General features: G+C 63.5%; 27 protein-coding genes. 10 read left to right on the top strand and 17 right to left on the bottom strand.

What is annotated here, in order from left to right:
* Positions 1 to 50 precede the first annotated feature (50 nt).
* Entirely contained in the window at positions 51 to 1,658 is a 1,608-nt protein-coding gene (locus tag FNJ84_RS08735; RefSeq protein WP_143792724.1) for a winged helix-turn-helix domain-containing protein, read from the top strand.
* Between the two features lie 385 nt (positions 1,659 to 2,043).
* On the opposite strand, the gene FNJ84_RS08730 is transcribed toward FNJ84_RS08735, so the two are convergent.
* The 3 genes from FNJ84_RS08730 to FNJ84_RS08720 form a co-directional block, all read right to left on the bottom strand.
* Complete coding sequence (locus FNJ84_RS08730; RefSeq protein WP_143792723.1) at positions 2,044 to 5,100, bottom strand: efflux RND transporter permease subunit; 3,057 nt, start codon at positions 5,098 to 5,100, stop codon at positions 2,044 to 2,046.
* Positions 5,097 to 6,293 carry an efflux RND transporter periplasmic adaptor subunit gene (locus FNJ84_RS08725; RefSeq protein ID WP_143792722.1) on the bottom strand — a complete coding sequence of 399 codons (1,197 nt, stop codon included), beginning with the start codon at positions 6,291 to 6,293 and terminating at the stop codon, positions 5,097 to 5,099. The genes FNJ84_RS08730 and FNJ84_RS08725 overlap by 4 nt, the downstream gene beginning before the upstream one ends.
* 135 nt (positions 6,294 to 6,428) lie before the next feature.
* Positions 6,429 to 7,199, bottom strand: coding sequence for a division plane positioning ATPase MipZ (locus FNJ84_RS08720; protein WP_143792721.1), 771 nt, complete (start codon positions 7,197 to 7,199; stop codon positions 6,429 to 6,431).
* A gap of 144 nt (positions 7,200 to 7,343) precedes the next feature.
* Here FNJ84_RS08720 and FNJ84_RS08715 point away from each other — a divergent pair, with 144 nt between their 5' ends.
* The 3 genes from FNJ84_RS08715 to FNJ84_RS08705 all read left to right on the top strand — a co-directional run bounded on the left by FNJ84_RS08715 (position 7,344) and on the right by FNJ84_RS08705 (position 8,440).
* On the top strand, positions 7,344 to 7,811 hold the full coding sequence (locus FNJ84_RS08715) for an Rrf2 family transcriptional regulator (protein WP_143792719.1): 468 nt from the start codon (positions 7,344 to 7,346) through the stop codon (positions 7,809 to 7,811).
* Between the two features lie 120 nt (positions 7,812 to 7,931).
* The gene (locus tag FNJ84_RS08710; RefSeq protein WP_143792717.1) at positions 7,932 to 8,174 is read left to right on the top strand and encodes a hypothetical protein; all 243 of its coding nucleotides are present in this window, start codon (positions 7,932 to 7,934) and stop codon (positions 8,172 to 8,174) included.
* Positions 8,171 to 8,440: a hypothetical protein gene (locus tag FNJ84_RS08705; protein ID WP_255471114.1), complete on the top strand. Its 270-nt coding sequence runs from the start codon at positions 8,171 to 8,173 to the stop codon at positions 8,438 to 8,440. The genes FNJ84_RS08710 and FNJ84_RS08705 overlap by 4 nt, the downstream gene beginning before the upstream one ends.
* Before the next feature lie 84 nt (positions 8,441 to 8,524).
* On the opposite strand, the gene rpmE is transcribed toward FNJ84_RS08705, so the two are convergent.
* From rpmE to FNJ84_RS08645, 12 genes are all read right to left on the bottom strand, one after another.
* Positions 8,525 to 8,746 carry a 50S ribosomal protein L31 gene (gene rpmE, locus FNJ84_RS08700; RefSeq protein WP_143792715.1) on the bottom strand — a complete coding sequence of 74 codons (222 nt, stop codon included), beginning with the start codon at positions 8,744 to 8,746 and terminating at the stop codon, positions 8,525 to 8,527.
* 11 nt (positions 8,747 to 8,757) lie between these two features.
* Complete coding sequence (gene rplS / locus FNJ84_RS08695) at positions 8,758 to 9,147, bottom strand: 50S ribosomal protein L19 (protein ID WP_143792714.1); 390 nt, start codon at positions 9,145 to 9,147, stop codon at positions 8,758 to 8,760.
* A 4-nt stretch (positions 9,148 to 9,151) separates the two neighbouring features.
* Positions 9,152 to 10,003, bottom strand: coding sequence for a tRNA (guanosine(37)-N1)-methyltransferase TrmD (gene trmD, locus FNJ84_RS08690; protein WP_143792711.1), 852 nt, complete (start codon positions 10,001 to 10,003; stop codon positions 9,152 to 9,154).
* A complete protein-coding gene (locus tag FNJ84_RS08685) occupies positions 10,000 to 10,833 on the bottom strand; it encodes a hypothetical protein (protein ID WP_143792709.1) in 834 nt (277 codons plus the stop codon). The genes trmD and FNJ84_RS08685 overlap by 4 nt, the downstream gene beginning before the upstream one ends.
* Entirely contained in the window at positions 10,830 to 11,330 is a 501-nt protein-coding gene (gene rimM / locus FNJ84_RS08680) for a ribosome maturation factor RimM (protein ID WP_143792707.1), read from the bottom strand. Before rimM ends, FNJ84_RS08685 begins: the two co-directional genes overlap by 4 nt.
* 3 nt (positions 11,331 to 11,333) lie before the next feature.
* Positions 11,334 to 11,717 (bottom strand): 30S ribosomal protein S16, encoded by a 384-nt coding sequence (gene rpsP, locus FNJ84_RS08675; protein ID WP_143792705.1) that lies wholly within the window; start codon positions 11,715 to 11,717, stop codon positions 11,334 to 11,336.
* 39 nt (positions 11,718 to 11,756) lie between these two features.
* Positions 11,757 to 12,053 (bottom strand): chorismate mutase, encoded by a 297-nt coding sequence (locus FNJ84_RS08670; protein WP_143792703.1) that lies wholly within the window; start codon positions 12,051 to 12,053, stop codon positions 11,757 to 11,759.
* A gap of 85 nt (positions 12,054 to 12,138) precedes the next feature.
* The gene (locus tag FNJ84_RS08665; RefSeq protein ID WP_143792701.1) at positions 12,139 to 12,639 is read right to left on the bottom strand and encodes a GNAT family N-acetyltransferase; all 501 of its coding nucleotides are present in this window, start codon (positions 12,637 to 12,639) and stop codon (positions 12,139 to 12,141) included.
* Positions 12,636 to 13,157, bottom strand: coding sequence for a GNAT family N-acetyltransferase (locus FNJ84_RS08660; protein WP_143792699.1), 522 nt, complete (start codon positions 13,155 to 13,157; stop codon positions 12,636 to 12,638). The genes FNJ84_RS08665 and FNJ84_RS08660 overlap by 4 nt, the downstream gene beginning before the upstream one ends.
* Complete coding sequence (locus FNJ84_RS08655) at positions 13,154 to 13,723, bottom strand: demethoxyubiquinone hydroxylase family protein (protein ID WP_143792697.1); 570 nt, start codon at positions 13,721 to 13,723, stop codon at positions 13,154 to 13,156. Before FNJ84_RS08655 ends, FNJ84_RS08660 begins: the two co-directional genes overlap by 4 nt.
* Entirely contained in the window at positions 13,723 to 15,219 is a 1,497-nt protein-coding gene (gene ffh / locus FNJ84_RS08650; protein WP_143792695.1) for a signal recognition particle protein, read from the bottom strand. Before ffh ends, FNJ84_RS08655 begins: the two co-directional genes overlap by 1 nt.
* 188 nt (positions 15,220 to 15,407) lie before the next feature.
* The gene (locus FNJ84_RS08645; protein WP_143792693.1) at positions 15,408 to 15,995 is read right to left on the bottom strand and encodes an FMN-dependent NADH-azoreductase; all 588 of its coding nucleotides are present in this window, start codon (positions 15,993 to 15,995) and stop codon (positions 15,408 to 15,410) included.
* Between the two features lie 112 nt (positions 15,996 to 16,107).
* Here FNJ84_RS08645 and FNJ84_RS08640 point away from each other — a divergent pair, with 112 nt between their 5' ends.
* The 4 genes from FNJ84_RS08640 (at position 16,108) to FNJ84_RS08625 (ending at position 19,716) form a co-directional block, all read left to right on the top strand.
* Positions 16,108 to 16,959, top strand: a complete 852-nt coding sequence (locus tag FNJ84_RS08640; protein WP_143792691.1) for a LysR family transcriptional regulator — start codon at positions 16,108 to 16,110, stop codon at positions 16,957 to 16,959.
* Positions 16,960 to 17,306: 347 nt separating this feature from the next.
* Complete coding sequence (locus FNJ84_RS08635; RefSeq protein WP_143792689.1) at positions 17,307 to 17,885, top strand: peroxidase-related enzyme; 579 nt, start codon at positions 17,307 to 17,309, stop codon at positions 17,883 to 17,885.
* On the top strand, positions 17,882 to 18,811 hold the full coding sequence (locus FNJ84_RS08630) for a DMT family transporter (protein ID WP_255471113.1): 930 nt from the start codon (positions 17,882 to 17,884) through the stop codon (positions 18,809 to 18,811). Before FNJ84_RS08635 ends, FNJ84_RS08630 begins: the two co-directional genes overlap by 4 nt.
* Positions 18,808 to 19,716, top strand: a complete 909-nt coding sequence (locus FNJ84_RS08625) for a DMT family transporter (protein WP_143792687.1) — start codon at positions 18,808 to 18,810, stop codon at positions 19,714 to 19,716. The genes FNJ84_RS08630 and FNJ84_RS08625 overlap by 4 nt, the downstream gene beginning before the upstream one ends.
* 317 nt (positions 19,717 to 20,033) lie before the next feature.
* Here FNJ84_RS08625 and FNJ84_RS08620 read toward each other — a convergent pair whose 3' ends face one another.
* Positions 20,034 to 21,992, bottom strand: coding sequence for a protein meaA (locus FNJ84_RS08620; RefSeq protein WP_143792685.1), 1,959 nt, complete (start codon positions 21,990 to 21,992; stop codon positions 20,034 to 20,036).
* A 235-nt stretch (positions 21,993 to 22,227) separates the two neighbouring features.
* On the opposite strand from FNJ84_RS08620, the gene FNJ84_RS08615 reads away from it, so the two are divergent.
* Both FNJ84_RS08615 and ccrA read left to right on the top strand, forming a co-directional pair.
* Complete coding sequence (locus tag FNJ84_RS08615) at positions 22,228 to 23,292, top strand: acyltransferase family protein (protein ID WP_143792683.1); 1,065 nt, start codon at positions 22,228 to 22,230, stop codon at positions 23,290 to 23,292.
* A gap of 106 nt (positions 23,293 to 23,398) precedes the next feature.
* Entirely contained in the window at positions 23,399 to 24,688 is a 1,290-nt protein-coding gene (gene ccrA, locus FNJ84_RS08610; protein WP_143792681.1) for a crotonyl-CoA carboxylase/reductase, read from the top strand.
* Between the two features lie 81 nt (positions 24,689 to 24,769).
* Here the strand turns inward: ccrA and FNJ84_RS08605 are convergent, their stop codons facing one another.
* Entirely contained in the window at positions 24,770 to 26,038 is a 1,269-nt protein-coding gene (locus tag FNJ84_RS08605) for an HAAAP family serine/threonine permease (RefSeq protein ID WP_143792679.1), read from the bottom strand.
* Positions 26,039 to 26,053: the final 15 nt, after the last annotated feature.

Genomic DNA, 26,053 nt, shown 5'->3' with positions numbered 1-26,053 from the left:
CTTTCTGAATCGACGCTGGGGCGTTAACATGGACGGATCGGGAGTTTGTCATGCAGCTTGGTGATCATAAGTTTGATCCCCAGAGTGGTGATCTTTTCACGGTCGACGGACAGCCCGTCCCGTTGAAGCGCCAGGCACGCGCGCTGATGCAGGTGCTTGCGGCCGCAGGCGGTCGGGTGGTTTCCAAGGATGCGCTGATGGACGCTGTCTGGCCCGATGTGACGGTCAGCGAGGATTCGCTCTATCAGGCGGTCTCCGAAGCAAGGCGGGCGCTTGGCGCACATGGTTCCCAGATCATCAGATCGGTGCCACGCCAAGGCTATCTCATGGATGCGGCTGGTGCTGCGAACAGGAAGGTCGGGCGATGGCCTGTTATGGCCGGGTTCGCGCTCGCGGCCATGCTCACAGGTGTCACGCTCTGGACGCAAAGGCCGGTGTCGTCCGGTGACGCCCGGCATCCGGTGATCGCGGTCCTGCCATTCGAGGCCGTCGCAGGCGACGACCTATGGCAACGCCGCGGTCTGGGTCTGTCCGCTGAAATCGCCACCGAGCTGGCGCGCAACGACTGGCTTGATGTCATTGCGCCTGAAGCCGCCGAGGCGCTGGCAGGTTCGCCGCTGCAATCTGCCGCCGAGAAGCTCAATGCGCGGTTCCTCGTGGATGGGACACTGGCCGTCGAGAACGGCCTGCTCCGTGTGTCGGCGCGCATGATGGATCGCGAGACGGGAAAGCTGATATGGTCAGATCGCTGGAATCGCGACGAAGCGGGCTTTCTGGATCTCGAAGCGGATGTTCTCGACCGCATCGCAGGGCCCCTCGGCGGTGCGCTGACCGGCGTGATCGCCCAAGCCGAACTCGCCAGCTCGCAGGCAAGGCCTCCAGCCTCGCTCGACGCCTATGACCACTTCCTGCTGGGGCTTGCGGCGAAACATCACTGGAACCGCGAGGGGTTCAATCTTGCGGTGACCCATTTCAGGCGTGCCATCGAGCTTGATCCGGACTATGCAAAGGCATGGTCGTTTCTGTCGCTCAATCTCAGCTTCCTCGCGCTGGAACCGGACAGTCAGGACGAACGTGAAAGGCTCTGGCGCGAGGCTCGGGCTGCCGCCGAGCGCGCCTATGCCCTTGATCCGGATGATCCGGAGGTCCTCTGGCGTGTGGCGCGAGAGCGGGGCGCGCAGGGCGACCTTGAAAATGCCGCGAGAATGCTGCACCGATCTGTGGTGCTGGCACCGGGCAATGCCGATGTCCTGATGGTCGCCGCGTGGACCAGCCATTATGCCGGCGTGCGCGGGGAAGAACCCCTGCTTTGGGCGCAGCGAGCGCATGAACTGACGCCGATCCGCCCGGCAAAATACAGGATCAGCCTCGGGCTCGCTGCTTTCTCGGCGAAGGAATACCAGCTGTCCGCGACGACCCTGCGGACCGCACCGCAATCGCCCGAAGTCCTTGCCCATTTGGCCGCGGCCGAGGCGCTTCTTGGCAATGTCTCGGCCGCCCGAGAATTGGCGCGGCAGCTTCAGGAAGCTCGTCCGGGTTTCGTGGTCGACGACATGTTCGGAACAGTCGGACTGGCCGGCTTCGGCGATGTCCTGGGGGATCTTCGGCAAGGTGCAGCCTTGGCCGGCCTTCCGATCAGCCGCTCGGAAAACCTTTAATATCCCCGAATATTTGCACCGATGAAAGGCATTGGCAACGATGCACAATATCCGAGGCTGCGCCGACCACCCTGCCACCCCCCCAATGCCGATGGTGATCCGGATAAGGCCAGACACGATCGAAACAGGTGCAGAACCTGAAGTCATCACATCGCCAGGCGAGACGTGCAGCGCCAGCGATACCGCCCGTCGCACAAGGTCTATAACGCCAGCGTGGCGAACGGGCGGCTACAACAATTACGGCAAAGCGCCGGGGGAACACACGAAATGTCCGAAAAGCGGACCAACACGGTTTCAAGACATGAATTTTTTTCTGCTTTGGTCCTGAAATATCCCGCAGGGGGTCCGGGGGACGCGAAGTCCCCCGGCCATCGCGGGACGCAGATCACTCGGCCGGCACTTCGCGCGCCCGGTTCAACCCGATCTTCCGCGCCATCCAGCCAAAGACCCGATGCTGCGCCCCATGGATCATTGAAAACAGCGAGGGCACGAACAGCAGCGACAGTACCGTCGACAGCAGCAGCCCGCCGATGACGGCAATGGCCATTGGCGCGCGGAACTCGCCCCCCTCGCCCACCGCAAGCGCGGATGGCACCATGCCCGCGCTCATGGCGATGGTAGTCATGACGATGGGGCGCGCGCGCTTGTGCACGGCATCCAGAATCGCCTCGCGCTTGGGCGTGCCATCGGCCATCGAGGTCAGCGCGAACTCGACCAGCATGATCGCGTTCTTGGTCACGATCCCCATCAGCATCAGGAACCCGATCACCACCGCCATGCTGATCGAATTGCCGGTGATATACAGCGCCAGAATTGCCCCGCCGATGGCCAAAGGCAGCGACAGCAGGATCGAGACCGGCGTGACGAAGTTATGAAACAACAGCACCAGCACGATATAGACCAGCAGGATCCCCGATCCCATCGCCAGACCAAAGGCCGAAAACACCTCGGCCATGATCTCGGCATCGCCAGCAGCCTGAATCTCGGTGCCGGGGGGCATGTCAACCTGATCCTTCAGCGCCTCGACCTGCGCATTTACCGGCCCCAGCAGCGCGCCATCGGCCAGGTTGGCGCTGACCGTGGTGCGGTATTGCCGGTCATAGCGCCCGATCTCGGTCGCGCCGGTCGACAGCGTCACATCGGCCACCGCCACCAGCGGGATCTGCCCGGCGGATGAGGGCACGCGCAGATTCTGCACGCTGGCCAGATCCTGCCGCGCCGCCTGGTTCAGCCGCACGACGATGGGCACCTGTTCCTGCCCGGTATTGAACTTGGCCAGGTTTGATTCCGTATCGCCAAGCGTCGCCACCCGCAGCGTCGTGGCCAGCGCACTGGCCGTCACGCCCAGTTGCGCGGCCAGATCCGGCTTGGGATGGATCTGGATTTCCGGCCGTTGCAGACTGGCCGACGAGGTCACGCCTTCCAGCGTCGGCAGTCGTCGCATCCCGTCGACCAGCCGTTCGGCGGCCAGTGCCGCGCCCTCTTCGGTCTGGCCCAGCACGCTTATGGTGAAATCATTCGCCCCGGCCTCGTTCTGGAAATTGATCCGCATGTCGGGCACGTCGGACAGGCGCTGCTTCAATTCCGCCTCAAGATCGAATTGCGACCGCTCGCGCGTTTCTTTCTTGCCGTAATTGATCATCAGCCGCGCCTTGGTGACCTTGTCACCGCCGCCATTGACGAAAACCGATTGAACCTCGGGCACCTTGCGAACCATGGCGGTCAGGGTGCGGGCGGCATCCTCGGTTTCAGACACGGTGGCGCCGGGGGGCAGCTCGACCTCGATCTGGCTGCGGCCGACATCGGATGCCGGAATGAACTCGGTCGGCAACAGGGTCGAGGAATAGATCGACCCCGCGAATATCCCCAGCCCCGCCAGCAGTGTCAGCCCGCGATGGCGCATGGTCCAGCGCAGCACCCGCATCAGCCCTGCCATCAGCATACCGTCCCGCTGCGGTTCGGGATGGGCCACGCCACGCATGAAATAGGCCGCAAACATCGGCGTGATGATCCGCGCCACCAACAGCGAAAACAGCACCGAGACCGCGACCGTCAGCCCGAACTGCTTGAAATACTGCCCCGGAATCCCGCCCATGAAACTGACCGGCGCAAAGACGGCCACGATGGAAAAGCTGATGGCGATGACGGTCAGCCCGATCTCGGTCGCGGCTTCCTCGCTGGCCTCATAGGCGGGCATGCCCATGTTGATATGGCGCACGATATTCTCGATCTCGACGATGGCGTCATCCACCAGAATGCCGGTGACCAGCGTGATCCCCAACAGGCTGATCCCGTTCAGGGTAAAGCCCAGCCAGTCCATCACGAAGAACGTCGGGATGATCGACAGGGGCAGCGCCACGGCGGCGATCAGCGTGGCCCGCCAGTTCCTGAGAAACAGGAACACCACGATCACGGCCAGGGCCGCACCCTCATACAGCGTCTCCATCGCGCTGTGATAGCTGGACGAGGTATAGGTGGTGGAATCGTCGATCAGGCTGATCCGCGTATCGGGATAACGCGCCGCGATCTCGGCCAGCTTTTCCTTGGTGCCATCGCCCGCCTCCAGATCGGATTTGCCGCTGGCGCGGAACACCCCAAAAGCCACGACCGGCTGGCCATCCAGCAGCGCAAAGCTGCGTTCCTCGCTGGCGCCGTCCAGCACCTCGCCCAGCTGATCCAGCCGGATCGTCGCGCCCTGGGCAATGGCGATGGGGGTGGCGGCAAGCTGTTCGACGGTATCGGCGGCACCAAGCGCGCGAATGGAATATTCGGTTCCCGCCAGATCGCCACGCCCGCCGCCCATGTCGATATTCTTGGCCCTGAGCTGGTCCGAGATATCGGCCGCCGTCAGCCCATGGGCCAGCAGTCGATCGGGTTGAAGCTCGACCTTGATTTCCCGATCGGCGCCACCGATCCTTTCGGTCTTGCCGACACCGTCCACGGTCGACAGGTCGCGATCAATCACGTCATCGACGAAGCTGGACAGCTGCTCGATGCTCATCGTCGGATCGCTGACCGCATAGGTCAGGATCGGAAAGCTTTCGACATCAATCCGCTGGACGATGGGTTCCAGAATGCTTTCGGGCAGGTCGCCGCGGACATTCGACACCGCATCCTTGACATCGTTCACCGCGCGGTCTGTATCGACCTCCAGTTCGAACTCGACCACGATATTGGCGGCGCTGTCCGTCGCGGTCGAGTTGATGTGGCGCACGCCCACCACCGAGGCGATGGAATCCTCGATCGGCTGGACGATCTGGGTGGTAATCTCGGACGGTGCAGCGCCGGGCTGGGTGACGGTGACGCTGACCAGCGGCAGGTCGATATTCGGCATGGCCGTGACCGGCAGGCGCTGAAAGCTGACCAGCCCCACGATCAGCAGCACCAGGAAGATGGCAACGGGCGGAACCGGATGGCGAATGGACCAGGTCGACAGGTTCATGGCGCGGTGCCGCCACCGCTGTCTGCACCGGCGACCGGGCTGACCCGGTCACCATCGCGGAAAAACGCGCCCGAGCGGGCAATCACGCGCTGCCCCGGCTGAACCCCGGTGCGGATCTCGCGCAGCGACTGCCACAGCAGCCCAGCCTGCACCTGCTGCCGCTGCACCACCCCGTCATCGCTGACCAGCTGAACCCATTCCCCCTGATCGTCCGCCAGCACCGCGCCAGCCGGCACCGTGACCGCCTGCCGCTGCGCCGTGATGACCGAGCCATTGGCAAACAGCCCCGTCCGCAGCGCCGGATGCGGATCCAGCGAGATGCGCATCTTGCCCAACCGCGTCACCGGATCGACGCTGGCGGGCAACAGCCGGACCTTGCCCTGCACCGCGCCGACACCCGCCACCTGGATCAGCGCCGGATCGCCCAGCTTCAACTGATGCAGCGCGGTTTCGATCACCTCGGCCGAAAGTTCGATCTCGCCCCCCGCGATCAGCCGGAACAAGGGCTCGCCCCCGGATCCGGCGATGGCCCCCAGTTCTGCCTGACGTTCCACGATCAGCCCGTCCGCCGGTGCCCTGATATCTGTGCGATCCAGATTCAACCGCGCCAGCGCCCGCGCCGCTTCGGCCTGTGCCACCGCCGCCTGCGCCACGGCCAACCCGTCAGCGGCAGACGCCGCCTGCGCCTGCGCGCTGGCCTCGGCCGCGATGGCGTCATCCAGCGTCGCCTGCGCGGCGCTGCCGCTGCTGCGCAGCTGCTGGACCCGGTTCAGCGCGGTGACGGCCTGGATACGGGCGGCCTCGGCATTTGCGATCTGGCTTTGCGCCTGACCGACACCCGCCATCGCGCGCTGATATTCGGCATCGGCCTGCGCCAGTTGCGCGGCCAGGATGTCCCGCGACATCCGTGCCAGCACCTGACCCTTCTCGACCTGCTCGCCGGTCTCGGTCAGCAATTCGGTGATCTCATAGCCCGAGACCTGCGGGAAGATCAGCACCTCTTGCCGCGCCACCAGCGTGCCCGACAGCAGCACCCGTGACTGCACCTCGGCCATGGCAGCATCGGCAACCGTCACCGATGGGATCGTTGTTGCCGCGGCGGGCACTGTCGCAGCGGCGCTTTCCTCGGCCAAGGCGGCAGGGCCAGGCGGAACCAGCGTCAGCGCCGCCAGAATGACGAAAAGCCGTTTCATCCGTGGCGTCCACCCATCATCACATCCAATGTAACCGACCGTAACATAGTCATGCCGACCCCGTGCCACAATGCGGCGTTTTCGCTATCCGTTCAATGGGCGGCAGATGGCCGAACGGCTGGCCGGGCACGCATGTCAGAAGCTGACGGAAACTCCCGGCAGCCGCAATTCCGCGATCAGGTCGCGCAATTCCTGGCGGGCAGCGATGTTGGACATGTTCAACGTCTCGGTCCCGACATCCTTCAGGTCCAGCAGGGTCAGCCCGCGCGGAAACAGCTCGCGAAAGATCACCCGCTCGGAAAAGCCGGGGGCCACACGAAAGCCGATGCGGCGGGACAGGTTGGTCAACGCGTCACCAACCTTGCGCTTGTTGTGCATGGCCTGCGTGCCAAGGCGGTTGCGCAGCACCAGCCAGTCGATTGCCCCGGCCCCGGCCTGCCCGCGCATCTGCCGCGCGGTCCAGACCATCTCGGCATAGATCGAGGGACCAAGCACATCGCCATCAGGCGACATCCGCGCCAGCAGGTCGAAGTCGATGAAGCTGTCATTCATCGGCGAGATCAGCGTGTCAGCCAGTGTATGCGCCATCTGGCTCAGCTTGGTATGGGAACCGGGGCAGTCCAGCAGGATGAAATCGCAACGCGTTTCCATCTCGGCCATGGGCGGGCTAAGGGGGTCGGCGCCTTCGGCCAGATGCGCCAGTTCGGGTGTCGGCAGTTCGATCCCCTCGCGCGCCATGAAGGCGGCGCGGTTTTCCAGATAGCGGCCAAAGCTGCGCTGGCGAACGTCCAGATCCATGGCGCCCACGCGATGCCCCATCCGCGCCAGCGCGGTGGCGACATGCATCGAGGTGGTGGATTTTCCCGAACCGCCCTTTTCGTTCCCGACAACGATGATATGCGCCACGAATCCTCCGGCACCAGAACCGGGCGGACCATATGAAAACAACGGCCTATTGGAAAGTCGCCCCGCGCAACCCAAGTGACGGAAAAAGCGGCCCGGCTGCGCAGCACGCTTGCCGTATGGCCCGGCGCTGCCTAGGAATGATCCATGATTACTCAGAAAATGAAATATGCGCTGAAAGCCTTGATCGTTCTGGCTGAGGAGCGCGCAAACAGCGACCACGCCTTGCAGATCGAGGAAATCGCCCGTCGATCAGGCGCGCCCAAGCGTTTTCTGGAACATATCCTGTTGCAGGTGCGCGATGCCGGCATCCTGACCTCGATCCGGGGCCGCAAGGGCGGATACCGCCTGAACCGCGATCCGGCCGAGGTGCCGCTGGAACCGCTGCTGCGCCGGATCGAGGGGCCGCTGGCGCCCCTGCCCTGCCTGTCTCGCAGCGCCTATCACCGCTGCGAGGATTGCACCGACGAAAAGACCTGCCAGCTGCGCCGCGTCTTTGGCGAGATCTTCTGGTCCTATCTGCTGCTGATCGAATCACTGACCCTGGCCGATCTGGTCAGCCGGCCAGAACACGAGCTGCTGAATCTTCCGGTATCAGATCCAGTAATTTCATGATATTTCAAATATTTAAAAAATATCTACTCAGCAAGTCGTTTTTATCTTGATAAACACGACTGACTAAGTCGTAATAAATCTGTCAGCAAGACCTGACAGTGAAACGACGGAGTATCCGCCATGACGATGCTGAACCACCTGACCGCTTTTGCCGGAACCGCCATTCAGGCGATGCGCCCGCTGCCCCCGGTCTTCACGGTCGATCTGATCGACCGGGTGACTGGGCGCCATCACTGCATCGCCGGAATCCCCGTGACAGTCATGACCCGCGATCCCGACATCGCCACACGGGATCTGCTTCGCAACCGCGACCGCTCGCGCTGGACCACCCGCACGACGCCGCTGCATGGGGAACTGCAATGAACGCCATCATCAGCCAGGGCTTTACCGCCCATGTGACGCCTCTGCTGCCCGAGTTGATCGCAATGCAGCAGCGCCCCGAACCGGCCCGCGATATGGGCTTTGCCACGATCGAGCTGAGCGGCCGGCAATCGGCGCAAGGCCCGGTGCTGCGCCGCTATCGCGACGGCCGTGTGACCATCGACGCGGGTGAACGGCTGATCACCGGCCATCCCCTTGGCGGCAGCGCGCCGAAAGGTTGGTGGGTATCGCTGACGACATCGCTTTGACCCCGCCCCCATGTCGTCCATGCCCAACGAAGAACGCCGCCCCAAAGGGCGGCGTTCGCGTCTTGCACCGACTGGCGGGGCTTATCAGAAGCCGAGGCCAGCGTATTTGTTCTTGAACTTCGACACGCGGCCGCCGGTATCCATCAGCTTGGCCGAGCCGCCGGTCCATGCCGGGTGCGAGGTCGGGTCGATATCCAGCGACATGGTGTCGCCTTCCTTGCCCCAGGTCGAACGCACGTTGTAGGTCGTGCCGTCCGTCATCTTGACCTCGATCATGTGGTAATCGGGATGAATGTCTTTTCTCATCGGACGTCTCCTCAGGCTTTGGATGCAGCGCCCGACAGGGGCTTGTAGTTGGTCTTTTCGACGATACGGGCCGACTTGCCGCGACGATCGCGCAGATAGTACAGCTTGGCGCGGCGGACCTTGCCGCGGCGCACGACCTCGATCTTGTCGATATTGGTCGAATACAGCGGGAACACACGTTCCACGCCCTCGCCAAAGGAAATCTTGCGCACGGTGAAGCTGGCGGCGATGCCATTGCCGCCCTTGCGGGCGATGCAGACGCCTTCATAGTTCTGCACGCGGGTGCGGGTGCCTTCGGTCACTTTGTAACCGACGCGGATGGTGTCACCGGCCTTGAAGTCCGGGATGTCCTTGCCGAGCGAGGCGATCTGCTCGGCTTCCAGTTGGGCGATCAGGTTCATCGCATTAATCCTTTTCATGCTCGCGGCGTTTCCGCGATTGGTCTGATGCGCCCGAGAGCTGTCGGTCCTTTGTCGGGTCCACTTGCCCCCCGGTGTCCCGGTCTGCAAATGCCCGCCACAGGTCGGGGCGGCGTTCCTTGGTCAGGCTTTCGGCCTGCTCGCGCCTCCAAGCAGATATGGCCGCATGATTGCCCGACATGACGACATCGGGGATCCTGCGGCCTTCCCACTCGGCGGGGCGAGTATATTGCGGGTGTTCAAGCAGACCTTCGGAAAAGGATTCCTCGGCCAGTGACGCCTGATTCCCCAGCACGCGCGGTATAAGGCGAACCGTCGCGTCGATCAAGACCTGAGCTGCAAGCTCGCCTCCGGTCAGGACATAGTCGCCGATGCTGATCTCTTCGATGTTGCGGGCGTCCAGGACGCGCTGATCCACGCCCTCGAACCGGCCGCAGATCAGAGTCATCCCCGGCCCCTCGGCAAGGGCGCGGGCGCGGGCCTGGGTAAAGGGGCGGCCGCGTGGTGACAGATAGATCACCGGCAGGCCAGGATCGGCCCGATCCAGCGCCGCGGCCATGACATCGGGGCGGATCACCATGCCGGCGCCGCCGCCCGCCGGCGTATCGTCGACGTTGCGATGCTTGCCGATGCCGTGGTCGCGCAATGGAATGGTGCGCAGGTTCCAAAGCCCCTCGGCCAGCGCCTTGCCGGTCAGCGACAGGCCAAGCGTGCCGGGAAACGCCTCGGGGAACAGGGTGACGATATTCGCCGTCCAGCCCCCCCGCACCTGCGGTTCGGCCATCAGTTCGCGCGGTTTGGCAGAGGCCGAGATGGACAGCCGGCCATGAGATTTCATCGCGGATTTCCCCACATATCGGTGCCGGCCAGGCTGTTGCCCCGGATCAGGGCCTGCTTCGCCGCGACCAGGGCATCGCCATCCAGCGCGCTGTTGTTCAATGCGATCAGCGCGGCCACAAGTTCGGGCGCGGCCGAGCGGTAGACATGACCCACCGGCGTCAATCGCGCAAGGGCGGCGGCCGGAAGGTTCAGGAAGTCGACAAAGGGCTGGGCGATGCCGAAAGGCGCCTCGGCCAGCGTCGCAATGTCATGGGTGATGACCCGGACAGGCAAGGCTGCCGCGATATGGCGGGCCTGATCGGCAAGCGACAGCTGCCCCAGGCGCGCCGTGAACTGGTCAAGATCCTCGCGCAACCTGATCCGGGATTTCAGCGCAAGATGGCTGTGGACGCTGCGCAGCCAGTCCTGCGGTTGTCGCTGCGACAAATACACGGTCGTTTCAGCGGGTTGCGGCAGCACGCCCAGGGCGCGGATCAGCCGGTCCAGCAGATCGACGGCCACGGGATAGGGATCCGGGCCGACCTGGTTCGGCATTCGCCCCAGCAGGTTTTCCGCACTGATGATCAGATCACGGCCGGCCTTGCCGGGCTTTGCGGGCGCCAGGTCGAGGCTGCGCAGAAAGGTTTCCATCGCCTCTTGCCATTGATCCAGCAGGCCCGGCTCGGGCAGGTCCTGATACCAGAACCCGATGCGAGTCACCTGGCGCAGCCGACTGGGTAACACAATGGCGGAACGCGGCCAGATCACCGGGCCGTTCTGATGCAGGAAGTGCTGGACTGTCTTGGTGCCGGTCTTGTGAAAACCGGCATGAACGAAAATGCGGGTCATTCGTCCGAACCGGGCGGGTCGGCCACGATACGGCCGGCCACCAGGTCGACCGTCGGCACCACCGCACGGGTAAAGGGCAGAAGCAGCACCTGCTGGCCCACAACTTCCAGAATATCGCCGGCGCCGTGATCATAAATCGCCCGGACCCGGCCCAGCACCTGCCCGCCGGTGTCCACCACCTCCAACCCGATCAGGTCGGCATGGTAGAACTCGTCATCAGGCAGATTCGGCAATGCCTCTCGCGAGGCCCAGAGGGTCGTGCCCTTCAGCGCCTCGGCCTGTTCGCGGGTCTCGACCCCCGACAGACGCGCACCCAGCCCGCCGGTGACGGGCCGGGTCACCTGAATGGCAAAGGATCGTTTGCCATCCTCGGTGGTCAGCGGACCATAGCTGGAAATGTCGCGCGGTTCCGAGGTGAAGCTTTTCAGCCGCACCTCGCCGTGGACGCCAAAGGCGCCTGCAATCGCGCCGACGCAGACCCGGTCCGCCGCAGCCATGGATTATTCCGCGCTTTCTGCGGTGGCTTCCTCGGCCGGGGCGCTGGCAGCGGCCTCACGCTCGGCACGCTTGGCGGCGCGGTCCTGCGCGGCCTTGCCGGGCTGGGCTTTCTTCATGTTCTTGCGCTCGGTCTTTTCCTTGACGCCGGCAGCTTCCAGGAAACGGGCAACGCGGTCGGTGGCCTGCGCGCCCTGGCCCAGCCAGTATTGCACACGCTCCATATCCATCTTGATGCGATCTTCGCTGTCTTTCGGCAGCAGCGGGTTATAGGTGCCCAGCTTTTCGATAAAGCGGCCGTCGCGCGGCATGCGCGAATCCGAGGCGACGATGGCGTAATGGGGGCGCTTCTTGCTGCCACCACGGGCCAGACGGATTTTCATTGCCATTGGTATTCTCCTTTGAATGGCGGTGTCGGGGGGATGCCCCTAGGATTGGAATTGTTCGTGGTGACGGATGACTTCCGCGATCACGAAGTTCAGAAGTTTGCGCGCGAATTCAGGGTCCAGGTCGGCCTCGCGCGCGAGGCGTTCCAGCCGTGCGATCTGTTCCGCCTCGCGGGCGGGATCGGACGGCGGAAGATCGTGGTCGGCCTTGAGGCGGCCGACGGATTGGGTGTGCTTGAAGCGCTCGGCCAGCGTATAGACCAGGATCGCATCCAGCCGGTCGATGCTGGAACGATGTTCCGACAACAGGGCTGCGGCGCGGGCGGTTGCGTCACTCATGCGGGGGCTCCGATGGCTGGTCGGGCAGCGGGGGCTGTCTGCCCCCACACCCCCGAGGATATTTTCATGAAGAAGAAGGGCGCGGTCATGGCGCGACCCTTGCATGGCGAAAGACCAGATCCGCGGGATCGGGGCCCGCGGCGGTGCTGTCCGGCCGGGCGCCAAGACGGCGCGCCAAGGCGATCGAGCGGTCGTTATCCGGGGCGATATAGCTGACCAGCGAGGACCAGCCCAGATCGACAAAGGCATAGTCGCGCAGCCGGGCGGCGGCCTCGGTCAGATAGCCGTGGCCGGGCGCGAAAGCCATCCAGCCCAGTTCGCGTTCGGGGAAATGCGGCAGGTCGTTCAGAATGACCTGCCCCACCAGCCTGCCGGTTGCCGTTTCGGTCACCGCCAGCGCGCCGCAGCCCTTCAGCGGCCATTGCGCGACATCCGAGGCGAACCACTGCCAGGATTGCGCCAGATCGAAAGGGCCACCCATATGGATCGCGCGGTTCGATTGCATCAATTCGGCATAGGCGTCGAAATCGGCCATGACATGAGGGCGCAGGGTCAGCCGGTCGGTCGTCAGCAGGGGCGCGGTCATGCAGCACCTGCGGGGTGGCGGTAGATCAGGACGGGCTGGCCCAGCAGCACGGATTCGCGTTCGATCACCGCGCCCATCCGTTCCGCAAGCCGGCGCGAGCGGGCATTGTCAGGGTCGATATGCGAGATCATCGGCGGCAGGCCCATGACGCGATAGGCGTGGTCGCGGGCGGCCATCGCGGCCTCGTAGGCATAGCTTTTGCCCTCGAAGCCGGCATAGATGTGCCAGCCCAGTTCGATTTCGGGCCAACCCTCGTGATCCAGCAAGCCGACACGGCCGGCGGGGGCGCCGGTGGCGCGGTCCTCGACCGTCCAGAAGCCGAAGCCCTTGAGGATCCAGTGGCCGATGCCCGAGGTAAAGCCGCGCCATGCCTCGAAACGGTCGGGGCTGCCGCCGACGAATTTCGCCCGATCCGAGGCCGCGAATTCGGCATGCGCCGGGAAATCCGCCTGACGCGGTTCGCGCAGGATCAGCCGTTCGGTCGTCAGGACCGGAATATCGACAGACAGAACCGTCATGCGCCGGCCCCGGAAAGATCACGGTTCATTCTGGCGCTGCCGTCCCAGGTCGAAAGCCAGATGACGGCCTCGACCGCCGCGGTGATCGGCGCCGCCAGCATCCTGCTGAAGGTCGAGTGTTTGCCGACATGTTGACGGGCGAGCGACAGGTGCCCCTCTTCCTCGGCCTGGATCGAGGCGATCAGGTCGTGCAGCGGTTCATCCCGCTTTGCCAGATAGCGCAATTGGGCCGACAGGTGATGATGCACCCTGTCCTCGACAATTTCTGTACAGGTCCAGATCGCCTTGGGGCCAAGCAAAGCGGTAAGAAGGTCCAAAAGCCAACCGCCCCGACCCCACAGCGACATCGTCCGACAGGGGCGCGACTGCCGATCCGGCATGGCGGATCTGAACAGATCGCAATGGGTGACTTCATGTGACCGCAAATCTTGCAACTCTGCGGCAACAGGTTTCCAGAAGATCGACGACACCAGAATCTGCGCAGCATAGATGCGGATCGCGCTGAATTCACCAGCGTGATTGACGCGCACGATCCGCGCGATCTTGATGTGGTCGGACGCGGGCATCACTTCTTCCCGAACAGCCCGCTTAGGCCCGAGGGCAGGCCCGCGCCGCCCAGTTGCCCGCCCAGACCCTTGGGGTCTTGCAGCATCTTGGTGGCCTCGGCCATTTTCGCGGGATCGACATTGCCCATATCGGGCAGGCCGCCGCCCTTGCCCTGCATGGCGCGCATGGCCTGCTTCAGCATGCCGCCCTTGCCCATCTTGCCCAGTTTTTTCATCGTATCAGCCATTTGGCGCTGCATCTTCAGAAGCCGGTTCAGTTCCGCGACCTCCATCCCCGCGCCAGCGGCGATGCGTTTCTTGCGGCTGGCCTGCAACAGGTCGGGATTGGCCCGTTCCTTCTTGGTCATCGAATTGATCAGCGCGACCTGACGGCGGATGGCGCTGTCATCCATGCCGGCTTCTTCCGCCTGTTTGGCCATTTTCGCCATGCCCGGCATCATGCCCATGATGGATTGCATGCCGCCCATCTTCTGCATCTGTTCCAGCTGATTTTTCAGGTCGTTCATGTTGAACAGACCCTTCTGGAAGCGCTTCATCATGCGTTCGGCCTGCTCGACCTCCAGCACTTCCTGCGCCTTCTCGACCAGGGCCACGATATCGCCCATGCCAAGGATGCGGCCGGCCACGCGCTGAGCGTCAAAGCTTTCCAGCGCGTCCATCTTTTCGCCAAGGCCGACAAAGCGGATCGGCTTGCCGGTCACCGCGCGCATCGACAGGGCCGCGCCGCCGCGACCATCGCCGTCCATCCGCGTCAAAACCACGCCCGAGATTCCGACCTTGCCGTCGAACTCGGTGGCGACGTTGACGGCATCCTGACCAGTCAGACCATCGACGACCAGCAGGGTTTCGCGCGGGTTGGCGACATCGCGAACCGCCTGAACCTCGTCCATCAGCACTTCGTCGATATGCAGGCGTCCGGCGGTATCCAGCAGATAGACATCATAGCCGCCAAGCGTGGCCTGCTGTTTGGCGCGCTTGGCGATCTGCACCGCCGTTTCGCCCTTGATGATCGGCAGGGTGTCGACGCCGATCTGCTGGCCAAGGATCGCCAACTGTTCCATCGCGGCCGGGCGGTTCGTGTCCAGCGACGCCATCAGCACGCGCTTTTTCTCGCGGTCATGCAGGCGCTTCGCCAGCTTGGCGGTGGTGGTGGTCTTGCCCGAGCCCTGAAGGCCGACCATCAGGATCGGCGCGGGCGGGTTGTCGATACGCAGGGCGTCGGGCTCTCCCTCGCCCTGCAACACCTTGATCAGCTCGTCATGGACGATCTTCACGACCTGCTGGCCCGGCGTCACCGATTTCGTGACCGAGGCGCCGGTGGCCTTGCCCGTGACCGCCTTGACGAAGGACCGCGCGACCGGAAGCGAAACGTCGGCCTCCAGCAAGGCGGTGCGAACCTCGCGCATGGCGGCGGTGACGTCATCCTCGGTCAGCGCGCCCTGCTTGGTCAGGCGGTCAAAGACCCCACCCAGGCGGTCTGACAGGTTCTCGAACATCGCGGGCCTCCTGCGGTCCAAAACAGTTTTGCCCCCGTGGGCGCAACGCGCTGACGGAGGGCGATCCCCACACCTTGCGGGGACCGGAAGGATAGGCCTTCCGGGAATTAAGGGTCCAGATAGGCAAAAACGGCCCCCGAGTCAACGAGGGCCGTCCCTGCATGATCCTGACCCGGATCTCTGACCGCTCAGGCGGCCAGCTTTTCCAATTCGGCATTGGCGCGCGCCAGCGAGGCATCGCGGTCAAAGACCAGATTGTCGGCGGCGATGAATTCGACATCGGTGATGCCGAAGAAGCCAAGGATAAACCGCAGGTAATCCGAGGCATGGTCCAGATCCGACCCCATCGGCGTGCCCGAGGCGCTGTAGGCCACGATGGCGCGCTTGCCTTTCAGCAGGCCCTCGGGGCCGGCTTCGGTATAGCGGAAGCTGATCCCGGCGCGGGCGATCTGGTCGATCCAGCTTTTCAGCGGCGCGCCGATGGAAAAGTTATAGATCGGCATGCCGATGACCAGCACATCCGCGTCCTGGACTTCCTTCAGATAGGTGTCCGAGGTCGCGACGGCGGCGGTATGGGCGGCCGAGCCGTCGCCGGCGGCGCCACGGGTGGCCTCGACCCAGGTGCCGTCGATGGCCGGCACGCCAAGCGCCAGATCGCGATAGGTGACGCTGGCCGAAGGGTGGTTGGCTTTCAGCTTGGCGACGATATCGCCGGTCAGCTTGCGCGAGACCGAGGTTTCGCCGGTGATCGCGCTGTCAAGGTGCAGGATGTTCATTGTCGGTTCATTCCCGGAATAGATTGGCATTCGTTGCGGATCAGATAGGCAGTTGCACGGATGAACAAAATGACAATAATCGCGCAACTTCTGTTCAGGAACGCACATAAAAATGGAAGATTGGGACGGGATCCGAACCGCTTTGGCGGTGGCGCGTGCAGGCACGGTTAGCGGCGCGGCTTCGGCGCTTGGCGTACACCATGCCACGGTCATTCGCCATATCGACGCGCTAGAGGACAAGCTGGGCGCCAAGCTTTTCCAGCGTCATCCGCGCGGCTATACACTGACCGAGGCCGGCCGGATGCTGGAAGAGGCCGGACTGGCCGCCGATGCCCGCTTTGCCCAGCTTGCCGCGCAGATCTCGGGGGCGGCTGAACGGATCGAGGGCGAGCTGACGATCACCTCGGTTCCGGGCCTGGTCCGTCGGGTGATGCCGGCCCTGACCAAATTGATGGAGGTGCATCCGGGCCTTCGGTTGCGCTATGTCACCGACACCCGGCTGTTCCGCCTAGAGACGGGCGAGGCGCATGTGGCCATCCGTGCTGGCGCCCGGCCAGAATCGCCTGACTATATCGTCCAGTCCTTTGGCATGGTCGATAGCCGGCTTTACGCATCGCCCGCCTATGTGCAGCGTCATGGTGCAGCCACATCGCTGGCCGATCACCTGTTTGTCCTGCCCAGTGACGAGGGGCGGAATGCCCCGTTCATGCGCTGGCTGGCCGCGGAACTGCCCGAACCGCAATGCGCGCTGATAAGCAATGACATCCTGACCTTGCGCGCCGGTGTGCGCGAAGGGTTGGGCGTCGGCTTCATGGCCGTCGACGAAGCCGAGGGTCTGATCGAGATCATGACCCGAGATGACTGGAAATCGCCCCTGTGGCTTGTCACCCATGTCGATCTGCACCGCACGCCCAAGATCCAGTCGGTGCTGGCGGCACTGAAGGGCGAAGGTCAGGAAAACTGATCAGGCGCTGGCGCCCGGCCGCCTTCCTTTGGCCAGCAGCCGCGCACCCAGGTCCTGCAAGAATCGCAGCTGACGGCCATCGGGATCGGCAAGGATCAACGGCCGATTCCCGACCTCGTGGCCATCGCTGCGATCGCAGCGATCCTTCGACGCGGCACGAACCGCCGACAGAAAGCGGCGACAGCCTGGTACAGAAATCCAGCCAGCGGGCGAAATCCAAGACCGGCCGCAAATGCCACGCCCGATTTTCAAGCCCCTCGCCCGACGGAATGCGGCATGGATCAGCGGCGGCCATCGCTTCCATCCCCCGCGCCGTTGACGCAATCTGCCCCGAAGGAGGACCCGCCATGACCAACGCCGCCCAACCCATCAGCCGCTTTCCCATTCCCGATTTCGCCAGCCTGCCCGACGACATCCGCCAGGCGATCGAGAAGGTCGCGGAGAAATCGGGCTTCGTCCCCAATGTGTTTCTGGCGCTGGCCCATCGCCCGGCCGAGTTCCGCGCCTTTTTCGCCTATCACGATGCGCTGATGGACAGTGACGAGGGCCTCAGCAAGGCCGAACGCGAAATGATCGTCGTGGCGACCAGCGGCATCAATCAATGCCAGTATTGCGTGGTGGCGCACGGCGCCATCCTGCGCATCCGGGCCAAGAACCCACTGATTGCCGATCAGGTGGCGATCAATTGGCGCAAGGCCGATCTGACCGCCCGTCAACGCGCCATGCTGACCTATGCCGAAAAGGTCACGCTGAATGCCCAGCAGATCGGTGATGGCGACCACCAGGCGCTGCGCGAGGCAGGCTTTAGCGCTGATGAGATCTGGGACATCGGCGCCATCGCCGCCTTTTTCGGCATGTCGAACCGGCTGGTGAATGCCGGCGACATCCCTCCCAATCAGGAATTCTACATGCTGGGCCGGGCATGAGCCTGAAACAGACGACCGCGCCCGCCGGGATGAGCATGAACGGCTCGGACTGGACACAACTGCTGTTGCTGTCGGCGATCTGGGGCGGGTCGTTCTTTCTGGTCGCAGTGGCGGTCACGGGGCTGCCTGTCCTGACCATCGTGACACTGCGTGTCGGTACGGCAGCGCTGATCCTCTGGGCGATCGTCGCCGTAACCGGACGGCATGTCCCGCATGCCCCTGCGATCTGGGCCGCTTTTCTGGTCATGGGCCTTCTGAACAATGTCATCCCATTCTGCCTGATCGTCTGGGGTCAGACAGCGATCCCCTCGGGGCTGGCCTCGATCCTGAATGCCACGACCCCGCTTTGGACGGTGATCGTCGCGGCGCTGTTTCTGACCGACGAGAAAGCCACGATCCAGAAACTGGCAGGTGTGGTGCTGGGGCTGGGCGGCGTGACGGTGATGATCGGTCTGGATACGCTGTCGGGGCTGGGCAATGCCGTGCTGCCGCAGCTGGCGATCCTGTGCGCCGCGATTTCGTATGCCTTCGCCGGCGCCTTTGGGCGGCGCTTTCGCGCCATGGGGGTCGATCCGGTGGTGACCGCCGCCGGAATGGTCAGCGGATCGACGCTGATCCTTCTGCCCTTGGCCGCCATGGTGGACGGGCTGCCATCTGCGGGCGTCCCCGCACGGGTCTGGCTGGCGGTGCTGATGCTGGGCGGGCTTTGCACGGGCCTGGCCTATGTGCTGTATTTCCGCATCCTCGCCCATGCCGGCGCGACCAACCTGTCGCTGGTCACCTTCCTGGTGCCGATCTCGGCCATCCTGCTGGGCGTATTGTTACTGAACGAGACCCTGTCAGCCGCGCAATTCTGCGGCATGGCACTGATCGGTGGTGGTCTGGCGCTGATCGACGGGCGCTTGCTGCGCCGCAGATCCGCATGACGGCAACTGCGCAAACCAGCCAGACAAGGCGCGAATCGCTGCGTGGACATGCGGCGATGCTGTTGTTTTCCGCGCTTGTTGCCGGGTCGTTCAGCCTGGGCGTGCGGTCGGCGAACCTGATCGACCCGGCCGCGATCACGGCGGCACGCTTTGTGCTGGCGGCAGGGGTGATCGGCGGCGTGATCCTGGCGATGCGGCCGGCGCCCACAGGCCAGCCAATGTCCGCACCCTGGCGCAACGTGCTGCTGGGCGCCGTGTTCTCGGCCTATTTCGTGCTGATGTTCGAGGGCCTGAAAACCGCCCCCGCCGTATCTGCCGCGGCGGTCTTTACCCTGACCCCGGTGATGTCGGCCTTTTTCGGCTGGCTGCTGATGCGCCAGCGGATGACGCTGCGCATGGCGATGGCGCTGACCCTTGGCGGGATCGGCGCGCTTTGGGTGATCTTTCGTGGTGATCTGGCCGCCATGGCGCGGCTGGAATTCGGGCGAGGCGAGGCGGTCTATCTGCTGGGCTGCACCTTCCACGCGCTTTATACGCCGCTGGTGCGCAAGCTGGATCGGGGCGAAAACGCCGCCGTCTTTACACTGGGCACGCTCACCGCCGGTGCGGTCTTGTTGACGATCTGGGGCTGGGGTGCGATCCGGGCAACGGATTGGGCCAACCTGCCCGCCATCGTCTGGGTAACACTGATCTATGTGGCCGTGTTCGCCAGCGCCGCAACCCTGGTTCTGGTGCAATATGCAACCCTGCGACTGCCAGCGGCCAAAGTCATGGCCTATACCTATCTGACGCCGGCCTGGGTGATCGCGCTCGAAGCGTTGCTGGGCCAAAGCCTGCCCGGTGCGATCATCCTGCCCGGCATCGCCGCCACGGTCGCCGCGCTGGCTTTGTTGCTGCGAGACTAAGCACCGCAGCGCCCCTGCCCCGACCTGGCCTACAGGCGAGCGACCGCAGGAACGTCCCATTGGCGAACGGGGCGCCCGGCCTGGGCGCTATTGGGTATTTGCACGAGAAAGAAGCTTAGTCGGATCTTAACACTTGTCGAACATGATGCGAATCGCGGTACAGGCTGGGGAGCCGATGACCGCCGAGAGAGAAGCCGCCCCGGTCATCGGGTGAAACATCCCATTCGGGCCCGCCGGCCCGGTTGGCCGGGGCGCATTTTCGCAGTTTCTTTCTCGACCCAATACCCATGCGACGACGCGACGGGCGGGACAGGTGTTCAGGCGGCGACCGCGCCGGGTTCGACCAGGGCCACAATATCCATCATGATGGTGTTCAGTTGAAAGTCCTTCGGCGTATAGACACGCGCGACACCCATCGCCCGCAGCCGGGCTGCATCCTCATCAGGGATGATGCCGCCCACGATCACCGGGATATGCGTCAGCCCCGATTCGCGCATCCGGGTCATCAGTTCTTCGATCAGTGGCAGATGGCTGCCCGACAGGATCGACAGACCGACGACATGGGCATTTTCGTCGCGTGCGCGGGTGACGATCTGTTCCGGCGTCAGGCGGATGCCTTCATAGGTGATATCCATCCCGCAATCGCGGGCGCGAAAGGCGATCTGTTCGGCACCGTTGGAATGGCCGTCGAGGCCCGGCTTGCCGACCACGAATTTCAGACGCCGGCCAAGACGGGCGCTGACCGCATCGACGGCGTCGCGGATATCCTCCAGCCCCTCGGTCCGGTTCGAGGGTGAGGCCGACACGCCCGTCGGTCCGCGATATTCGCCATGGACCTGACGCATGACACCAGCCCATTCGCCGGTCGTGACGCCCGCCTTTGCCGCCGCAATGCTGGGTGGCATGACGTTCCGCCCATTCTGCGCGGCCTCGCGCAATGCGGCCAGTGCTTCCTTGACCGCAGCCTCGTCGCGATCTGCGCGCCAGGATTGCAGGCGGGCGACCTGCTGGGACTCGACCGCCGGGTCGACGACCATGATGCCGCCATCACCCGCCGTCAGCGGCGACGGCTCGCCCTGCTGCCAGCGGTTCACGCCGACCACCACGGTTTCATTCGCCTCGATCCGGTTCAGCCGTTCGGCATTCGATTCGACCAGCCGCGATTTCATGTAGTCGATCGCCGCGATCGCCCCACCCATATCATCCAGCGTGGCCAGTTCCGCCCGCGCCCCGGCCTTCAACTCCTCGACCTTCGCGGCAATTGCCGGGTTGCCGTCGAACAGGTCGGCATATTCCAGCAGGTCGGTTTCATAGGCCAGGATCTGTTGCATTCTCAGCGACCATTGCTGATCCCAGGGGCGCGGCAGGCCAAGCGCCTCGTTCCAGGCGGGCAATTGCACCGCGCGGGCGCGGGCGTTTTTCGACAGCGTCACCGCCAGCATTTCCAGCAGGATACGATAGACGTTGTTTTCCGGCTGCTGTTCCGTCAGGCCAAGGCTGTTGACCTGCACGCCATAGCGGAAGCGGCGATATTTCTCGTCCTCGATGCCATAGCGTTCTGCGGTGATCTCGTCCCACAGCTCGGTAAAGGCGCGCATCTTGCACATCTCTGTCACGAAACGGATGCCGGCATTCACGAAAAAGCTGATCCGCCCGACCATTTCCGGGAAGCTTTCGGCAGGCACCTTGGTTTTCAGGTCATCCAGCACCGCGATGCCTGTTGCCAGCGCATAGGCCAGTTCCTGTTCGGGCGTCGCCCCGGCCTCTTGCAGGTGATAGGAACAGACATTCATCGGGTTCCATTTGGGCAGATGCTGCCGCGTATAGGCCGCCACGTCGGTGATCATCGCAAGGCTTGGCTTGGGCGGGCAAATATATGTGCCGCGTGACAGATATTCCTTGATCAGGTCGTTCTGGACGGTGCCCTGCAACTGGCTGACATCGGCGCCTTGTTCCTCGGCCACGGCGATATACAGCGCCAAAAGCCAGGGCGCGGTGGCATTGATCGTCATCGAGGTGTTCATCTGTTCCAGCGGGATCTGGTCGAACAACGCCCGCATGTCGCCCAGATGGCAAACCGGCACGCCGACCTTGCCGACCTCGCCGCGCGCCAGGACGTGATCGCTGTCATAGCCGGTCTGGGTGGGCAGGTCGAAGGCAACGGACAGGCCGGTCTGACCCTTGGACAGGTTCGTCCGGTAAAGCTCATTCGATTTCGCCGCCGTGGAATGGCCGGCATAGGTGCGGAACAGCCAGGGTTTGTCCTTCTGGGTCATGAAACAGCGCCTCGCAATAATCTTTCAGTCGAAGCAGCGATACAGAAAGATTGATGCGCCGTCAATTCGCTGCGGCGCGGCAATACGCCGCCCGCCAATCGGATGGACGTCGGCGCGGGGGGGGGCGTCTCGGTCCGGCTTGTCGATATATATAGCCTGACCCCAACAGCGGGCGATTGCCGAAACCTCTGTTTTCGGCTATCGTTTTTGTCGTCCCGTTGCGGTCGGAGAGTTTATGGCCGTTCTCGCCCCTACCCTTTTTACGGCCAGAAACAATCAGCTTCCCATTGAAACGGCCCGTGCTATCGCGATCCTGTTGCTGGTCGCCTATCATGTAATCGGTGCCGGGCCGGATGCCGGGCTGAGGATTGGCTATCCGGCGCCGTTGCGATTGTTTGCGGATTTCTTTGTCGACCTGCGCATGCCGCTTTTTGCGCTGATCGCAGGTATGGTTTTCGCCATGAAACCGCCCGAACCATCGGGGCTGGGCAGTTTTTTTCGTGGCAAGCTGCGCCGGCTGGTACTGCCGGGACTTGTCGCAATGGCCGCGTTCGAACTGTCATCGAAGCTGGGGCATACCAGTCTTGAGGTCAGCAACCACTATCTGCGGCCCCTGATCACCGGCTATGCCCATTTCTGGTTTTTGCAGTCCATTCTGCTGATTTTTGTCGTCTATGCGCCCTTGGACAGCCTGACCAGAGGCAAAATCGCGCCTTTCGCGCTGGTCGGGGCGGTCTTGTTATCGCTGTCCGGTATTGGCGTGCCCGATGATCTTTTCTCGGCTGATGGGGCGATGATGCTGATGCCCTATTTCATCATCGGGGTCCTGATCTGGCGGCATCGCAGCCGGATCCTGGCCCATCGCTGGCCGCTGGCGCTGGCAGCGCTGATCCTGCTGATCGTGGGCAGCCTGTGGAACCTGCGTGTGCTGCAAGAAACAGGCATGTTCTCATCCGACCGCCGCGACCTGCAAAGCCTGATCAGCGCCACAGGCGGCTGTGTGCTGGCCATGCTGGCCCTGCCCCGGATCAGGTGGCTGGACGGGATCGGCGCCATGTCCTTTACCATCTATCTTTACCACGTGTTCGGAACCTCGCTGATGCGCCGCTTGCTGGAGGGAATCGGCATGGACATCCTGTGGCTTCAGATGATCGCGGGAATCGCCGCCGGTCTGGCCCTGCCGATCCTGATTCACAAACTGGCCGAGCGGAACAATTTCACCAGGCTTGTGCTGCTTGGCCTAAAGCCTTTGCAGCCGCAGCAGGAAAAATCGGCTCGCACGCAATCCCGCACGACATAAAGTTACAAATTAGACCTTCTGACTGTTGCAATGTTGCGCTTGCTGCATTAGCAAAGCGCAAAAGCCGCTGCAATTCTGCATCGCAGCACGAGACAGGAGAACTGACATGGCCCTTGATGCCCCGACCCCGATTGCGGCCTATGACGCGCCCGAGAAGGATCTTTACGACATCGGCGAAATGCCTCCGCTTGGCTATGTGCCCAAGCAGATGCATGCCTGGGCCATCCGCCGCGAGCGGCAGGGCGAGCCGGAACAGGCCATGCAGCTGGAGGTCGTCGACGTCCCCACGCTGGACAGCAACGAGGTGCTGGTTCTGGTGATGGCGGCGGGCGTCAACTATAACGGCATCTGGGCGGGCCTGGGCAAGCCGATCAGCATGTTCGACGTGCATAAGCAGCCCTATCACATCGCCGGGTCGGATGCCTCGGGCATTGTCTGGGCCGTGGGCGAAAAGGTGAAGCGCTGGAAGGTCGGCGACGAGGTCGTGATCCATTGCAACCAGGACGATGGCGACGACGAGGAATGCAACGGCGGCGACCCGATGTATTCACCGACGCAGCGCATCTGGGGCTACGAGACGCCGGATGGGTCATTCGCCCAGTTCACCCGCGTCCAGTCGCAGCAGCTGATGCCGCGCCCACGTCACCTGACCTGGGAAGAATCGGCCTGCTATACCCTGACGCTGGCCACCGCCTATCGCATGCTGTTCGGCCATGAACCGCATGAGTTGAAGCCGGGCATGAACGTGCTGGTCTGGGGCGCGTCGGGTGGTTTGGGTTCCTATGCGATCCAGTTGATCAACGCGGCCGGCGGCAATGCCATCGGCGTCATCAGCGAAGAGGACAAGCGCGATTTCGTCATGGGCCTTGGCGCCAAGGGCGTGATCAACCGCAAGGATTTCAATTGCTGGGGGCAACTGCCCACGGTGAACACGCCCGAATACAAGGAATGGTTCAACGAGGCGCGCAAGTTCGGCGCCGCCATCTGGGCCATCACTGGCAAGGGCAATAACGTGGATATCGTGTTCGAGCATCCCGGCGAAGCGACTTTCCCGGTCTCGACCCTGGTTTGCAAGAAGGGCGGCATGGTTGTGATCTGCGCCGGCACCACCGGCTTCAACTGCACCTTTGACGTGCGCTATCTGTGGATGCATCAGAAACGCGTCCAGGGCAGCCACTTCGCCCATCTTAAACAGGCGTCAGCGGCCAACAAGCTGATGCTGGAACGCCGCCTTGACCCCTGCATGTCCGAGGTTTTCCCCTGGGCGGAAATCCCGGCGGCGCATACCAAAATGTACAAGAACCAGCACAAACCCGGCAACATGGCCGTTCTGGTGCAGGCCCCGACCACCGGGCTGCGCACCTTCGAGGACGCGCTGGAAGCCGGCCGCCGCTGATCGCAGGCAGCACGGAATGACACAAAGGGCGGGGAAATCCCCGCCCTTTTTCGTCGCCCAAGGCCCGACGGGCGCGGTCGCCTAGAACAGCCCGTAAAGGATGCCGCTGACCGCGATCAGGCCCATGATCACCACGAAAATATTCGACAGCTTGCCACGATAGGGCGCCAGCGCCGGGATCTTGTGGATGGCATACATCGGCATCAGATACAGGATCGCCGCAATGACCGGGCCGCCCAGGGTCTCGATCATGCCCAGGATGCTGGGGTTCAGCACCGCCACGGCCCAGGTCGTCACGAACATGAACCCGGCGATCAGCGCGTTCAGCCGGCTGTCCGGCATGGCGCTTTCGTCCCTGGCCACCGAACCGCGCAGGATCCCCCGCAACCCCTCGGTCGCGCCGAGATAATGGCCAAAGAACGAGGACACGATCGCCACGAAGGCAACCAGCGGGCCGAAATAGCTGATGAAGGGGCTGTCATTCACATTGGCCAGATAGGACAGCACCGGCAGGTTCTGCACTTTGGCTTCGGCCAATTGCTGCGGGCTCAGTGCCAGGACGCAGGAAAAGACGAACAGCATCACAAAGCCGACCAGCATGATCGAGGTATTCTTCAGGATCTGGTCCGATTTCGCGGCGGCATCGCGGCCATGGTCACGCTTCATCGCGCAGGCGAATTGCGAGATGGCGGGTGAATGGTTGAAGGCAAAGACCAGCACCGGGATGGTCAGCCAGATGACATGCAGCGACTGGCCAAGCGGCGTCACCTGCCGGATGGCGGCCAGGTTCCATTGCGGGATCAGATAAAGCGACAGGAAGATCAGGATCGCGACCAGCGGATAGACCAGCCATTGCGTCACCGCCAGCATGGTCTTTTCCCCCGCCAGCATGACTGCCATCATCCCCGCGACCAGAATGCCCGAAAGCAGCCAGCGCGGTGGCGGCGTCATGCCCAGCTGGTTCTGGATAAAGCTGCCGACGGTATTGGTGATGCCCACGCCATAGATCAGCACGATCGGATAGATCGCCAGAAAATACAGCAAGGTGATCGCCCGCCCGGCACCGGGGCCGAAATAATCCGCGACGATGGCCGTGATGTCCTTGTTCGGGTCATCGGCCGAACAGACGAACCGCGCCAGCGCCCGGTGTGACAGATAGGTCATCGGGCCGATCAGAATGGCCATGACCACCAGCGGCCAGAAGCCGCCGATGCCCGCATTGATCGGCAGAAACAGGATGCCGGCGCCAACGGCGGTGCCGAACAGGCTGAGCATCCAGGTTGTGTCCTGCCGCCTCCATTTCGGCACAGATCGTCCGGCGGCGCCGGCGGCCCCAGTCAGGTCAGTCATCGCACCAACTCCCCA

Origin of the sequence: Paracoccus sp. M683 (genome assembly GCF_007096355.1) — a bacterium.
In the GTDB taxonomy this organism is placed as follows: Bacteria; Pseudomonadota; Alphaproteobacteria; order Rhodobacterales; family Rhodobacteraceae; genus Paracoccus.
Note: the sequence above shows the minus strand (reverse complement) of the source record. Positions and strands in the feature narration are given on the sequence as shown.